This window comes from Huijunlia imazamoxiresistens (genome assembly GCF_037132455.1).
GTDB lineage: Bacteria > Bacteroidota > Bacteroidia > Chitinophagales > Chitinophagaceae > Flavisolibacter > Flavisolibacter imazamoxiresistens.
Window position 1 is genome coordinate 201,082 of record NZ_JBBBEI010000007.1, and the last position, 14,349, is coordinate 215,430.

A 14,349-nucleotide genomic window follows, 5' to 3' on the forward strand; every position below is an offset into this window, starting at 1 on the left:
AAATGGCCTTCAGGAAACTGGAGGCCATTTTTTTGCCCGCCTTAATGCCGTGCCGTCTTTTTTACAGGCTTCTTGCTGCCGACCACGAAGGTGATGGACTGGGTCTGGAAGGAGGATACCCGGCGGCCGTTCTGGACGGCGGGCCGCCAGGAGGGGGAGAGCTTCATCACCCGCAGCGCCTCTTCTTCGGCGCCAAAGCCGGGCTTTGTAAGGGTTTCGAAGCCCGACAGGGCGCCGTCGCGGTGCACCACGAAGCGGACCGCTACGGTATAAATGCCGGCAGGGGCTCCCTGCAGCGCCGGGGTGGCGGCCTTCAGGTGATTTTGTAAAAAGGAGGACCAGGCTTTCTGTCCGCCGGGGAACTGGGCCTGCTGTTCCACCTTTTCAAAAATGAGGGGATCCGGGGCCTCACCGCCCGCATCGGCAGCTGCCGTCGGGGGGGCATGTTTGGTGGTGATCTCCAAAACACCCTCTCGGCCCTGCTCGCCGTATTTTTCCAGGGCGGCCGCTCCCTTCAGCACGTTAATGGCCTTGATCTCTTCGGGCTTGACCAGGCTGTCCACCGCTTTCAGGTCCTGCTGCCTTCCCTTGACCACCCCGTCGATCACCAGCAAAAAGTTTTTGCCCGACGTATCGGGCGCTGCCTGGTGCATTTGATGCAGGGGCAGGGCGGGGGCCGGTGCAGGGCCGGCTGCCCGGGCGGTCAGCGCCAGGGCGGAAAGGGCGGGGAGCAGCAGGGCGGAAAGGCCCCGGAAAACAGGGGAACGTCTGGTGGGTTGTTTACACATAGGAGCTTTATTGGAAAACCCCTGGAAAAAGGGGAGCGGCGGCTGTTTCATTTTCATTCGGGTTCCGGCCGCTTTTGTTTGCGGGCAGCCGGAACGAGGGGTTAAAAGTATTCATTAATCGGCAGTTGGCTTTTCGTTTTCGGCAAATAAAACGGCCGGCTTTTCGTTTCTTGTTTTATTTTGCACAAAATGTTACAGGGCATGGCTGAAGCAATCATTGATATTAAGCAAGCGAATATTTACCAGGGCGACAACCTCGTGTTGCAGGATGTGGAGCTGACGGTGAACAGGGGCGAATTTGTTTACCTGGTGGGAAAAACCGGTACCGGCAAATCCAGCCTGCTGAAAACCCTGTACGGCGAGCTGCCCCTGAAGGATGGCGAGGCCACCGTTGCCGGCTTTGACCTGAAGAAACTGACCTGGAAAACCGTTCCTTACCTGCGCCGCACGCTGGGCGTGGTGTTCCAGGATTTCCAATTGCTGACCGACCGCAATGTGAACAACAACCTCAAGTTCGTGCTGAAGGCCACCGGCTGGAAGGACGAAAAGCTGATGAACGAAAAGATCGCCGACGTGCTGGATAAGGTGGGCCTCAAGTCCAAAGGCTTTAAAATGCCCTTCGAGCTGAGCGGCGGCGAACAACAGCGGGTGGACATTGCCCGCGCCCTGCTGAACTCTCCCAAGCTGATCCTTGCCGACGAACCTACCGGCAACCTCGACCCCGAAACCTCCGACGAGATCATGCAGCTGCTGTTCCAGATCTCCCGCGACTACGGCACCACCGTGGTCATGGCCACCCACGACTATATCGTGATCCAGAAATTCCCCGCCCGCATGGTGCGGACCGAAAGAGGCCGCCTGCTCGACAACGCTACCATAATCCAATAAGCTTTCCGGCATTTGTCCCGTTGTGGTACAGGGCCAGCAAGGTGGCCCTTTGGGCTTTTTCCGTGCCCGTAAAGGGACGGGCCCACAACTGCTGCACCTGTTCGATGCAGGAGGGGGCGTCCCGGAAAATGTCCAGGCCGCCCTCCAGCCCGCTGCCGGCGGCCCCGGCCTCGTTGGTCAGGCAGAACTTTCCCGAATACAGGGCGTGCAGCAGCTTTAGCTTTACTCCCGTTTCGTTGAACGAGGGCAGCACGTGGAGGTGGGCGTCGCGAAGCAGCGTTTCCAGCTCGCTGTCCGAAGGATCCCGCACCAGGCGGAGGTGGCGGTGCGGCCGCACCAGCCGCTGCAGGCGATGGCCTGCCCCTTTGCCGGCGATGACCAGGGGCAGCTCCATCTTCGAAAATACTTCTTCCACCAGCCAGGCCGCGGCCTTTTCGTTTTCGGCCACCTCCAGGTTGCCGTGGTACAGGCAGTAGGCGCCCCGGCCTTCGGGACCGCTGACGGTTTGCCAGGGCAGGAAGCTCGGAAGGAACACCGTATGCGGCAATCCATATGTTTCACGGAAGGTCTGAACATCCCGCTGCGACAGGCAGGCATAGGTCAGCGCCGGGTCCAGCCGCTGCTGGTACGCTTTCAGCCGCCGGCTTTCCCAACTGTAGTACAACTTTTTCAACGGGTTTTGTTCGGCTTTTGCCAGGAAATGGTAGTACCGTTCCTCGTCGTTGTGCATCCGTACCACGATGGGGCGCTGCCGGTTTTCCAGGAAGGGCAGGAGGCCGGTGCAGTGCAGCCCTTCGAGCAGGAGGGGATGGTCGTCACGGTTCAGGTTTTGGACCAGCTGGGCGTTGATGCGGGAGGAAACGATATAGGGCAGGCGGGGCGAAAGGCCGCCGGGACCGGTACGGCGCGGGTAGGCGGTGATTTGCCGGCAATAAGGTGCCAGGGGGGCGGCATCCCGGCCGGGCCGGTAGGCAAAATAGTGCAGGTGCACGGCGCAGCCCGCTTCTGCCAGTGCCACTACCTTGTGGTACATGTCTTGGGCGCCGCCGTAGTCGGGCGGGGCGGGGGCATCGAGGCAGACCACGTGCACGGTCCGGCTCATGACGCAAAGATTTGGGCGTACAGGGCCAGCAGCCTTTTTTCCTCGGCCTGCCAGTTCAGCTCTTTCCGGGCGGCGATGCAGTTTTGCCGGATTTCTTTTTGGAGGGCTTTGTCGCCCAGGAGGGCGTTGATGCTGCCGGCCAGCGCCCGGGGCGAAAGGTCGTGGACCAGCACGGCCATGCGGTAGGTTTGGTTGAGCTCCCGGTAGGCGGGGTAATCCACGCAAATTTGGGGAATGCCGGCATGCAGGTAGTCGAAAAAACGGTTGCCCAGCGACAGGTAATTATTCAGACCCCGGTTCTCAAACAGCGTCACGCCCATCAGCGCTTTGGGCGTGATGGTCCTGAGTTCGTCCGGGCTTCTTTTTCCTTTAAAAATTACTTTCTGCTGCAGGCCGTGGAGGGCTACCAGCCGCCTTGCTTCTTCCATAAAATTGCCGTCGCCGTAAATGTGCAGGGGCACGTCGATCCATTGAAAGGCCGGTATCAGCGTTTCAAAGCTGCGGCCTTCGTTTACGGCTCCCTGGTAGATGATAAAGTTTTCCGGTTCCGTCATTGCCTGCGGGCCGGGGCGGAGCGGCGGGATGTTGCGGATCACTTCGTACCGCACGCCGTAATCTTTTTGAAAAATGTCGCGGATGGGCGTGTTCACCGTATAGCCGTTGCGGAAGCGCGGAACGGTCTTCCGTTCGATAGCCTTCCAGAACCGGTGCACCAGGGGGCGGCTCACCACTTCCTTCATCTCACAAAAAAGTTCGTGGGCGTCGTACAGGCGGCGCGTACCCTTGAGGGCGGAAGCCAGCAGGCAGGGGGTGATGGTATCGAGGTCGATGGCGCAAATAAGATCCCATTTGCGGAACAACAGGTAAACCAACAACCGAAGGTTGTATTCGGCATAAAAGAGAAAGCCCTTTTCAAAAAAGCACGACAACCGTTTTTGCCGGAACGGCTTATTGGAAAGCGGGGGAGAGCTTTTCAGCTTGCGGCCCACCAGCAGCACGTCGTAGCCGGCGACGGCCAGCGAGCTGCAGATGCGGATCATGCGCTGGTCGTAATGGAGGTCGTTGGTAACGGTACAGACGATGCGTTTCATGTCAGGAGCATTCAAGGGTGGCGCCATAGATCTTTTCGATGATTTCTACCGTTTTAGCCCCTTCGGTGGCTTCCAGCAGGTTATGGTCGTGGTGGTTCAGTGCCCGCACCAGGTCTTCGTACACCTTGTCGTGGTTGCTCATGGAGCCGGTATAAAAGCCGTAGTCGTTGGCGGCTTTGGAGGGCTGTCCTTCCAGGATCGATCCGCCCCTGCCGGTAGTGTCCCATTCGAGGGTGTTCAGGTACTGGCCGCCGATCTTGACGGAGCCTTTTTCACCGATGAGGGTGAGGGAACCTTCCAGGTTTTTTTCAAAGGCGTTGATGGTGTAGTGGAGCGTGCCGATGGCGCCGTTTTCCAGGTGCAGCAGGGCCACGCCCGTGTCTTCAAACTGCAGGTGCTGGCGCAGGTGGAAGTTCTTGCGGTAACCCGTGGCGGCGGCCACGTCGCCCAGGAACCAGTACAGGATGTCGATGAAGTGGCTGAACTGGGTAAACAGCAGGCCGCCGTCGAGGTCCCTGGTGCCGCGCCAGTCGCCGGGGTAATAGGCCTGCGGGCGGTTCCAGAAGCAGTTCACTTCAAAGCTCAGGATAGTGCCCAGCCCATTTTGCTCCAGCAGTTCTTTTACGTAGCGAACGGCGGGGTTGTAGCGGTTTTGTTTCACCACATAAAGCTTGCAGTCCGCTGCTGCCGCCGCATCGATCATTTGCCGGGCCGAGGCGGTGGACAGGCAAAGCGGCTTTTCGCAGAGCACGTGCCTGCCGGCGCGCAGTGCGGCTATGCTGTGTTCGGCATGCAGGCCGTTGGGCGTGCAGATGCTGACGATGTCAATGGTCGTTTCATGGCTTAATAGATCTTCTAAAGAGCTGTAGGCGTTGGCGCCGTACAGGCGGGCGAATTCACCGGCCTTTTGCGGGTCGGTATCACAGACCGCCTGCAGCTTTCCCACCTTCCGGATGTTCTCCGCATGTCTTCGGGCAATCCTGCCACAGCCAATAAGCGCAAACGTATACATAGCGGCGCCAAAAGTACGGCAATTGGCAATAGGCAATCAGCAATTGGCAATGGGCAATAGGCAATAAGCAAGGGAAAGGTCATAAAAAAAGGAAGCCAATTTTTTCAATTGACTTCCTTTGGTAATACCCTGGTTTCGGGTTTTCTGGTTGGTGGGGTGAAGCTCTGGTGGAACTTCTATTAAAACAACAGGCTCCTCTTCCTTCTTTGCCTATTGTTTATTGTCTGTTAGAATCCTGCGCCTTCCATGCCGCCGTCGCCGTTGTCGGCCTTGTTGTTCTTGCGTTTGAACAGGCTGGCGTCGAACTTGCCGAAGCGCCAGTTGAAGTTCAGTCGGAAGATCTGCTGGTCGCGGATGCGCAGGGAGTTCTGGGTGAAGCCGATGCCTTCGGAGAAGGAGTCGAACTTGCGGGTCTTGAACAGGTCGTTCACGCTTAAGGTGATGGATGCGGCCTTTTCTTTCAGGAAGTCGAAGCGAAGGGCTGCATCCACGTCGTACTGCGGACGGATAAAGCCACGGGCGGAAGAACCGCCGCCGAAGCCGCCGCCGCCCATACGGCCACCGCCGCCGCCGCCGAAGTTGCTGCCGCCCACTACCTGTCTTTTCGAGTTGTAGTTGCCGGAGAGCTGTACGGAAAAATTCTTGGGCAGCTTGATGTTGTTGTTCAGGCGCACGAAGTAGCTCAGGAACTGGTCGGGGTCCTGTTCTTCTTCCAGGTCGATCTTCGAGGTGAAGAAGTTGGCGTTGGTGGTCACTTCCCACCACTTGGTCACCTTGTTGCGGGAGGTCAGTTCCAGGCCGGTCACATAGCTGCTGTTGGCGTTGGTGTAGGTCAGCACGTAAGCCGAGGTATCGATCGCTTCCACGAACTCCTTGGTCTGGATGCGGGTGATCAGGTCGGTAGTGTTCTTGAAGTAAAGCGATGCCAGCAGGTTGTCGCGGTTCTTGAAGGTCTTGGCATACGACAATTCGAAGGAGTTGGTGAATTCGGGACGCAGGGCCTCGTTACCGCGGCTGATGTTCAGCGAGTCGGTCAGGTCATAAAAGGGAAACAGTTGCCAAAAACCCGGGCGGTTGATGCGCCGGCTGTAGTTGAACTGCATCTCGTCGCCGCTTTCATTCAGCTTTTGCGACAGGAACAGGCTGGGGAAGAGGCTGAGGGGGAAGTCGATCTTGAACTCGCTTTTCCGGCTCACCACTTCGCCTTCGTAGTTCGAGCTTTCCGCCCGCAGGCCTAACTGGTAGCCGAAGTTCTTGATGCGGTTGGCAAAGTTGGCATAGGCCGCATACACGCGGTCACGGCTGTTGTAGTCGATATTCTGATTCGCCCGGGGAAACCGGTTGCCCGCCTGATCTACGTTGAAATAATTGGTGGCGCTGTTGACGGTACGCACCGAAGCGCGGGCGCCCATTTCCAGTTTTGCATTCTCGGTCAGGGGGTTGGTGTAGTCGGTTTGAACGATGATGTTGTCGTTGTCGCCGGCGCCTTCCTGTTGCAGGGAGGAGAGGCCGTTCTTGCCGTTGGTATTATTGGTGAGGGTCCTAATCAGGCTGTTGTTTTCGTTTTTCCCTTTTTGGTAGGTAAGGTCCGCCGTCCACTCGTGGCCGGTTTTCGGGAAGTTGTGCTTGAAGCCTGCCTGTGCGCCCATGTTGCGGAAGATGTTATGCCCGTTGGTGAGGCGGTTGTCGGTCTGCTGCCACAGCAGGGAGTCGTCTTTCGTGGAGAACGTCTTGAAGGCATCGGTGTAAATGTCGCTGCTGTTCTCGGGTTTCATTTCGCCGCGCATCATCGATCCGCTGATGGTCAGGGTATTGCGGTTGTCGATGAAATAGTCGAAGCCTGCCCGGCCGAAGCCGAAGCCGCCGGTCATGGTGCTGCGGTCCTGCTGGTTGATCTTCGTGGTGGTATCATTGAAGATGGTGGTACGGTCGGTGGTGCCGGAGCCTTTCGACTTGCGCTGGTTGTAGTTGCCCATGGCAAAGAAGTTCACCTTGTTCTGGCGCACGTTCAGGTTGATGCCGCCGCCCACGCGTCCGCGGGAGTCGAGGTTGGTGCGGAGGTTGCCGCTATAGCCCACGCGCTTGTTCTTCTTCAGCACGATATTGAGGATGCCGGCAGTGCCGCCGCTGGCGTCGTACTTGGCCGAGGGGTTGGTGATCACTTCGATGCTTTCGATGGCGTCGGAGGGGATCTGGTCGAGGGTGAGGTTGGTGGGGCGACCGTCTACGAACACCGTAGGCGAGGAGTTGCGCAGGCTCACGTTGCCGTCGATGTCCACGGCTACGGAGGGCACGTTCTTCAGCACGTCCACGGCGGAGCCGCCGGCCGAAACCAGGTTCTGCTCTACGTTAAACACTTTGCGGTCGATGCCCATGGTCATACTCGGCTTGGAGGCGGTAACGGTAACGTTGCCCAGGAGCTTGCCGTCGATTTCGAGTTTGATGTTGCCCAGGTCTTTGTCCAGGGCACCCATCAGGGCGCCAGGGTCGCCGCCGCCGTTGCGGTTGGGCAGCTGGAAGCCTACGGGCTGTTCGTATGTTTTATAGCCGATACCGGAAATTTTTAGGAAGTACCTGCCCATCACCGGAACGTTTTCCACGCTGAAATCGCCTTTCGAGGTGGTGAGCATGCCGCCGACCACTGCATCCTTGGTTTGCTTGGTAACCGAATCCATTTGCTTGCGGACCAGGGTGACCGAAACGGCTTCGATACCTTTATTGGAGGCATCCACTACTTTTCCATACAAGCGCCCCTGGGGCATTTGTCCGCCGGCCCGCCCGCCGCGGTTACCACCGGGCTGCTGGGCAAAGGAAGCCGTACACAGCAAAAAAAGAACACAAAAAGCGAAGAATTTTCTCATACACAATGTTTGTCTGACAGGTTTATTTCCAATTAGAAATAAGTACCGGTGCAAGGTACGCACATTGCCCTGCTTGGTTGGGGACCGTTAACCATAATTAACAATGAATAACAGGCAGTTAGGTAGATTTGACTAGGAGGGGGGTAAAAGAAAAAGCCTGGATTTCTCCAGGCTTTTTCGGGTGACTGACCGGGTTCGAACCGGCGACCCCCAGAACCACAATCTGGTGCTCTAACCAGCTGAGCTACAATCACCGTGTTATTCTTACTGTGTGTCGAACAGGATGCAAAAGTAGGGGGCAGGGTTGAAACCTCCAAAAACTTTTTTATTTTTTTTTACGCACGCAATTTTGCATTTCAGGGCGCCGGTTTCGCCCGGCCACCAACATTGTTTGGACAGCCGCAGTTTGGGTGCTGCCTGCCCCGGCATCGCTCCTTGTATCCTGCCGGTTATCCCTTTCCTTCTGCCGCTGCACAAAAACGTTTGTTATAATGACCTTCATGACGGAAATCCCCCTTTTTTTGCCCTATTTTTGATAGATAAGCCTATGGCAATTATTAAATACCTGTTTAGTATGAAAAGACTTCCCTTGTTGCTGTTAATGCTCACGGCCGGAATTTTTGTGACGTTCCGTACCCTGGGCACTACCGGCAAAGTTCCACCCCCCACCAAATACGAGCGCATCCTGCAAAGTGTCGGCGAAATGTTGATGCAGGGCCACTACAGTCCCAAAGATTTCAACGACAATTTCTCCAAGACCGTTTTTTCGAAATATCTTGAAGAACTCAATCCCGATAAGGATATCCTGATGCAACAGGATGTGCAGGCGCTGAAAAAATTCGAGACGAAGATCGACGACGAGATCAAAGGGGCACCCGTGGAATTCTTCATGGAAGCCGGGAAGCTGTTTAATAAAAGAGTGGAAGACGCCAGCCTTATTTACAAAGACATCCTGGCCAAACCCTTCGACTTTACGGTGGACGAATCCTTCGCCGCCGATTCCAAGAAACAGGATTTTGCTTCCAACCAGCAGCAATACCGCGAAACCTGGCGCAAGCGCCTGAAATACCTGACGCTGGACCGCTACGTGGAGCTGCAGGATATCCGCGAAAAGAACAAGGGCAAGGACAGCTTCGTGGTTAAGACCGACGCGGCCCTGGAAAAGGAAGCCCGCGACAAGGTGCTCAAAATTATGAACCGCACCTTCGACCGCTACCGCTTTAAATTCAACGACGACGAGAAGTTCGCGGTTTTTGTCAATACCATTACCAACCTGATGGACCCGTATACCGAATTCTTCCCGCCGGCAGATAAGCGTTATTTCGACGAGCAGCTGAGCGGCCAGTTCTATGGTATCGGCGCTTCGCTGACCAATGACGACGGCAACATCAAGATCAATACCCTGCTCACCGGCAGCCCGGCCTGGAAGTCCGGCCAGCTGGAAGTAGGCGACCTCATCATGAAAGTGGCCCAGGGCGCCGAAACTCCCGTGGAGCTGACCGGCTATACCGTGGAGGATGCCGTAAAACTGATCCGTGGTAAAAAAGGCACCGAAGTGCGCCTGACGCTGAAAAAGAAAGACGGTACGCTGAAGACCATTTCGCTCATCCGCGATAAGATCGTGCAGGACGAAACCTTTGCCCGCAGCGCCGTAGTGCAGCAGGGCAACAGCCGTATTGGCTATATCTTCCTGCCCGAGTTCTACGCCAACTTCGACGACCCCTCCGGCAGCCGCAGCGGCGTGGATGTGGCCAAGGAAGTGATCAAGCTGAAACAGGAAAAAGTAGACGGCATCGTGATCGACCTGCGCAACAACGGCGGCGGCTCGCTCTACGACGTAGTGCAGATTGCCGGCCTGTTCATTGACGAAGGCCCGATCGTACAGGTAAAAGACCGCCAGGGCAAACCCACCGTGATGCGGGATAAAGACGGAAGCGTGCTCTACGACGGACCGCTGGCCGTTATGGTCAACGAGTTCAGCGCCTCCGCCTCCGAGATCTTTGCCGCCGCCATCCAGGATTATGGCAGGGGCGTGGTCATCGGCAGCACCAGCACCTACGGCAAGGGTACCGTGCAGCGCAGCATCGGCCTGGATCCCGAGAATTTTATGTCGACCAACTCGGAAATGGGCTCGCTGAAGCTGACCCTTCAAAAATTCTATCGCATCAACGGCGGTTCCACCCAGCTGAAGGGCGTAATCCCCGACGTAGTGATCCCCGACCAGTACGAGTACCTGAAGTTCCGCGAGAAGGATAACCCGGCGGCACTGCCCTGGGATGAGATCTCCAAGGCTCCCTACAAAACCTGGAACGGTGGCTACGACATGCAGACAGTCAAGAACATCAGCACCAAGCGGATCGCCACCAACCCGATCTTCCAGTCTATCCGGCAGAGCACCGAAGCCCTGTCGAAGCTGAACGACAAGGAATATTCCCTGCAGATCGACAAGTTCCGCAAGGAGCAGGTGGTGCTGCGGAATACCGTAAAACAGCTCGACACCCTGATGAAGCTGAAGAGCCCGTTGTCCGTGTCGTTCATGGAAACCGATAAAGAGCGGTATACCGCCGACAAGGACAAGGCCGAGCGCTACAACCAGTGGCTGAAGAACCTGAGCACCGATATCTACCTCGACCAGGCCGTAAAAGTGGTCAGCGATATCGAAACCCAGATCGCCCTGGCCAAGGGCCAGCCCAAGAAAGAGGCAACCGCCGTCCAGGGTTATTAATAATTGCAAAGGATATTTTCATACAAAAAGACCAGGCGCTACGCCTGGTTTTTTTATGAGTTGACGGAAGACCTCACCCCGGTTTCGTCTCGCCTGGGGCGAGACGAAACCACCCCTCTCCAAATGATCGGAAATGTATTCAATAAGTTATTCTGTTATCCATGACCATAGGGAAACCTGCGATTTTCAAGCGGTCATGCCGAACGCAGTGAGGCATCCCGTGGATGCCTGAAAAGCCTTCTGCAAGAAAAGGACACAACTCCTTATACTGAATCAGCCTTGCGTTACCGACGGGATGCCTCACTGCGTTCGGCATGACAGCTCAATTGGCCGTCACCTGGCTTATTAAAGCAGGTGCTTCCGCGGAGCTGCGCATTCCCTATCCATTTGGAGAAGGTGGGACGCGCCTTGGCGCGGCCGGGGTAAGGTCTAACAAAAAACCCCGGCTGGTAACCGGGGTTTGCTAGTGAAAATTGTTGAAAACTGGTTGTTTAAAAGATTATCGCTTTTGGGGTTTTTTGCCGTTGGCCTTACTGATGGAATCGGCCAGCTTGATGGCTTCAAACGCGTTCACAATACCGCCGGACCGGCTGATATCGGACAGCTTTACGTTGGTGCCTTCTTCGCCCGGACCTTTAAATTGCACCGTAGGCTTTACCGAGCTGTTCTCGATAATGGTCTTCACCTGGTGAGGGGTCAGGTCGGGGTAGTAGGAGAGGATCAGCGCCGCTACGCCGGCTACCACGGGAGAGGCCATGGACGTGCCGTCCTCGTTGAGGTACTGGTTCTTCGTGGGCACGGTTGAATAGATCTTCACGCCGGGAGCAAACACATCCACTTCGTTCTTGCCGAAGTTGGAGAAATACGCCACCAGGCCCCCGGCTTTCGGATCGCCGCTGGCGCCTACGGTCAGCCAGTTGGAGGCTCGTTTACCGTTATTGATATTGCTCGGGTTGGGGAAGTTATCGGTGCTGTCGCTGTTGTCGGAATTGTTGCCGGCGGCATGCACCAGCAGCACGCCTTTTTCCTCGGCATACTGTACCGCATCGTCCACCCAGTTCTTCTCGGGTGAAAAGCCCTTGCCAAAGCTCATGTTGATTACCTTGGCGCCGTTGTCCACGGCATAGCGGATGGCCAGGGCAATGTCCTTGTCGTGCTCATCGCCGTCGGGAACGGCCCGCAGCGACATGATGCGGACGTTGTTGGCAATGCCGTCCACGCCCTTGCCGTTGTTGCGAACGGCCGCAATGATGCCCGACACATGGGTGCCGTGCAGGGGCGTACCCGCCATGATATCGTTGTTTCCGTAGTAGCGGTCGTTCAGGTCATGGTAGTTGTCCTTCACGATCTCGCCACGGTAGTCGCGGGGCGCCTTTTCGGCGGCCTCGGCCTTTTTCTCTTCGCTGTCCAGGTAGGTTTTGAAGTCGCCCAGGAAGGAAGTGTTGGTTACATCCATGATGTTGTTGACCGTAAAGAAGTAGAGGAAGGTGGATTTGGCCCGCTTCAGCTCTTCGGTGGCAGGGGTGTAGGCTTCCAGCTCTTTGCCGGTAAAGGTTTCCTTGCCGATGGCCTTGCGCAGGAGGCTGTCGCTGGCAGTCATGGCCATGTAGCTGCGGCGCATCACCAGCAGCTCGAGGCCGTTGGTCTTGCCTTCGCCCACTACCTGCTGTTCGGCCTTTTTCCACATGTTATAGGACTTGCGGTCCTCGGCGCTCAGGGCGGTGGGGTCGGTGATTTTTCCAAAGCGCAGCTTGTACTGGTGGTACACCCTTGCCGCTTCGTACGAATCCTCTTCCACGTTGCGGCCGTCCTTGCCGCCCAGGAAGTTCCAGCCGTGCACGTCGTCGATGTAGCCGTTCTTGTCGTCGTCCACGCCGTTGCCGGGGATTTCTTTGGCGTTGGTCCACAGAACGGTTTTCAGGTCTTCATGCGTCGTGTCGATGCCGGAATCGATCACCGCCACGATCACCGTATTGTTCTTCTTATTTTTCAGGAACTCGTAGGCTTTATCCAGGCTGATGCCGTAGTAGCCATCCTTCTGGAAGTCTTTCAGGTGCCATCCCCGGGGTACGTCGTCCTGGGCGTCCTGGGCCGATGCGGCCAGGGTAAAACCAAGGGCCAGGGTGAGCAGGGAGGATTTCAGTGCAGGCTTCATATTCTTCATTTGGTTAAGAGTAATTGCTGGGTTATGTTAATAAGATATCCCGATTCTTGTAAAAGTAGTCGAAACCCATCATAGGGTTTTGTGAAAAAAAGCGGGCCAGGGCCGGCTTACAGGTCGAACCTGATGCCTTGTGCCAGCGGCAGTTTGGTGCTGTAGTTCAGGGTGTTGGTCTGGCGGCGCATGTACACCTTCCAGGCGTCGCTGCCGCTTTCCCTGCCGCCGCCGGATTCCTTCTCGCCGCCGAAGGCGCCGCCGATCTCGGCCCCTGATGTTCCGATGTTTACGTTGGCAATGCCGCAGTCGGATCCCGCCACGGACAGGAACTGCTCCGCTTCCCGCAGGTTCAGCGTCATGATGGCGGAGGAAAGGCCCTGGGGCACGTTGTTCTGGATGGCAATGGCCTCGTCGAGGGTTTTGTATTTCAGCAGGTACAGGATAGGGGCAAAGGTTTCCTGCTGCACGATGCCCAAATGGGGTTCAACCTCTACAATACACGGCTTCACGTAGCAGCCGCTGTCAAAGCCGGCGCCCTGCAGCCGTCCGCCTTCCACGGCAAAGCGGCCGCCTTCTTCCCGGCACTTGTCCAGGGCCTGCAGGTAGTGCTCCACGGCCTCCTTGTCGATCAGCGGGCCCACGTGGTTGGCTTCGTCCAGCGGGTTGCCGATGCGCAGCTGGCCGTAGGCCGCTACCAGCCGCTCTTTTAGGGTGTCGTAAATGCTTTCGTGAACGATCAGGCGGCGGGTGGTGGTGCAGCGCTGGCCGGCGGTGCCTACCGCCCCGAATACCGAGCCGATGACGGCAATGTCCAGGTCGGCCTCGGGCGTGATGATGATGGCGTTGTTGCCGCCCAGCTCCAGCAGCGAGCGGCCGAGGCGGGCGCCCACGGCGGCTCCTACGGCTTTGCCCATACGGGTGGAACCCGTGGCCGACACCAGGGGAATGCGGCGGTCGTGGGCGATGCGCTCGCCCAGGTCGCGTTCGCCGACCACCAGGCTGCAGACGCCTTCGGGCACGTCGTTCTTTCGAAATACTTCTGATACCAGGTTCTGGCAGGCGATGGCGCTGAGGGGCGTTTTTTCCGAGGGCTTCCAGACGCAGACGTCGCCGCACACCAGGGCCAGCAGGGCGTTCCAGCTCCATACCGCCACGGGGAAGTTGAAGGCCGAAATAATGCCCACGACGCCCAGCGGGTGCCACTGCTCGTACATGCGGTGGCCCGGCCGCTCGCTGTGCATGGTAAGGCCGTGCAGCTGCCGTGAAAGCCCTACGGCAAAGTCGCTGATGTCGATCATTTCCTGCACCTCGCCCAGGCCTTCCTGCAGGCTTTTGCCCATTTCGTACGACACCAGCCGGCCCAGGGCCGCCTTGTGCCGCCGCAGCGCGTCGCCGATCTGCCGCACCACGTCGCCGCGTTTGGGCGAGGGCCAGGTGCGCCACTCGAGAAAGCCCTGCTGGGCCGAGGAGATGATGGTATCATAACTTTCTTCGTCGCAGAGCGAGGCCGTGGCGATGGTCTGCCCGTCGACGGGAGAGCGGGAGGCGAGCTGCCGGCCCTTCGTGGGCAGCCAAACGAAGCCGGTGGAGGCGCCGTGGCTGTTGGCCGGTATCCGCAGTTCTTTCAACACATCGTGCATAGGGATGAAGCGTTTAGGGTTAGAAGGTGAAAGGGTTCCTCTTGAAAGGTAACGGTTTCCTGCAAAAGAAAAGCACCCCTTACC

At 57.3% G+C, this 14,349-nt stretch carries 9 protein-coding genes and 1 tRNA gene; 2 read left to right on the plus strand and 8 right to left on the minus strand.

Annotated elements, in window-relative coordinates:
* Positions 1–41: 41 nt before the first annotated feature.
* Positions 42–788: an energy transducer TonB gene (locus V9K67_RS11155; protein ID WP_336722394.1), complete on the minus strand. Its 747-nt coding sequence runs from the start codon at positions 786–788 to the stop codon at positions 42–44.
* Between the two features lie 201 nt (positions 789–989).
* On the opposite strand from V9K67_RS11155, the gene V9K67_RS11160 reads away from it, so the two are divergent.
* The gene (locus V9K67_RS11160) at positions 990–1,676 is read left to right on the plus strand and encodes a cell division ATP-binding protein FtsE (protein ID WP_336722396.1); all 687 of its coding nucleotides are present in this window, start codon (positions 990–992) and stop codon (positions 1,674–1,676) included.
* Here V9K67_RS11160 and V9K67_RS11165 read toward each other — a convergent pair.
* The 5 genes from V9K67_RS11165 to V9K67_RS11185 form a co-directional block, all read right to left on the minus strand.
* Positions 1,660–2,778, minus strand: coding sequence for a glycosyltransferase (locus V9K67_RS11165; protein ID WP_336722399.1), 1,119 nt, complete (start codon positions 2,776–2,778; stop codon positions 1,660–1,662). The genes V9K67_RS11160 and V9K67_RS11165 overlap by 17 nt on opposite strands.
* Complete coding sequence (locus V9K67_RS11170; RefSeq protein ID WP_336722400.1) at positions 2,775–3,869, minus strand: glycosyltransferase family 4 protein; 1,095 nt, start codon at positions 3,867–3,869, stop codon at positions 2,775–2,777. Before V9K67_RS11170 ends, V9K67_RS11165 begins: the two co-directional genes overlap by 4 nt.
* Position 3,870: 1 nt before the next feature.
* On the minus strand, positions 3,871–4,881 hold the full coding sequence (locus tag V9K67_RS11175) for a Gfo/Idh/MocA family protein (RefSeq protein ID WP_336722402.1): 1,011 nt from the start codon (positions 4,879–4,881) through the stop codon (positions 3,871–3,873).
* A gap of 227 nt (positions 4,882–5,108) precedes the next feature.
* Positions 5,109–7,742: an outer membrane beta-barrel protein gene (locus tag V9K67_RS11180; protein WP_336722405.1), complete on the minus strand. Its 2,634-nt coding sequence runs from the start codon at positions 7,740–7,742 to the stop codon at positions 5,109–5,111.
* A gap of 180 nt (positions 7,743–7,922) precedes the next feature.
* Positions 7,923–7,996, minus strand: a tRNA-His gene (locus V9K67_RS11185).
* A gap of 320 nt (positions 7,997–8,316) precedes the next feature.
* Here V9K67_RS11185 and V9K67_RS11190 point away from each other — a divergent pair.
* Complete coding sequence (locus V9K67_RS11190) at positions 8,317–10,467, plus strand: carboxy terminal-processing peptidase (protein WP_336722408.1); 2,151 nt, start codon at positions 8,317–8,319, stop codon at positions 10,465–10,467.
* A 499-nt stretch (positions 10,468–10,966) separates the two neighbouring features.
* On the opposite strand, the gene V9K67_RS11195 is transcribed toward V9K67_RS11190, so the two are convergent.
* The gene (locus V9K67_RS11195; RefSeq protein WP_336722410.1) at positions 10,967–12,622 is read right to left on the minus strand and encodes a S8 family peptidase; all 1,656 of its coding nucleotides are present in this window, start codon (positions 12,620–12,622) and stop codon (positions 10,967–10,969) included.
* 116 nt (positions 12,623–12,738) lie between these two features.
* Complete coding sequence (gene amaB, locus V9K67_RS11200) at positions 12,739–14,265, minus strand: L-piperidine-6-carboxylate dehydrogenase (RefSeq protein WP_336722411.1); 1,527 nt, start codon at positions 14,263–14,265, stop codon at positions 12,739–12,741.
* Positions 14,266–14,349: the final 84 nt, after the last annotated feature.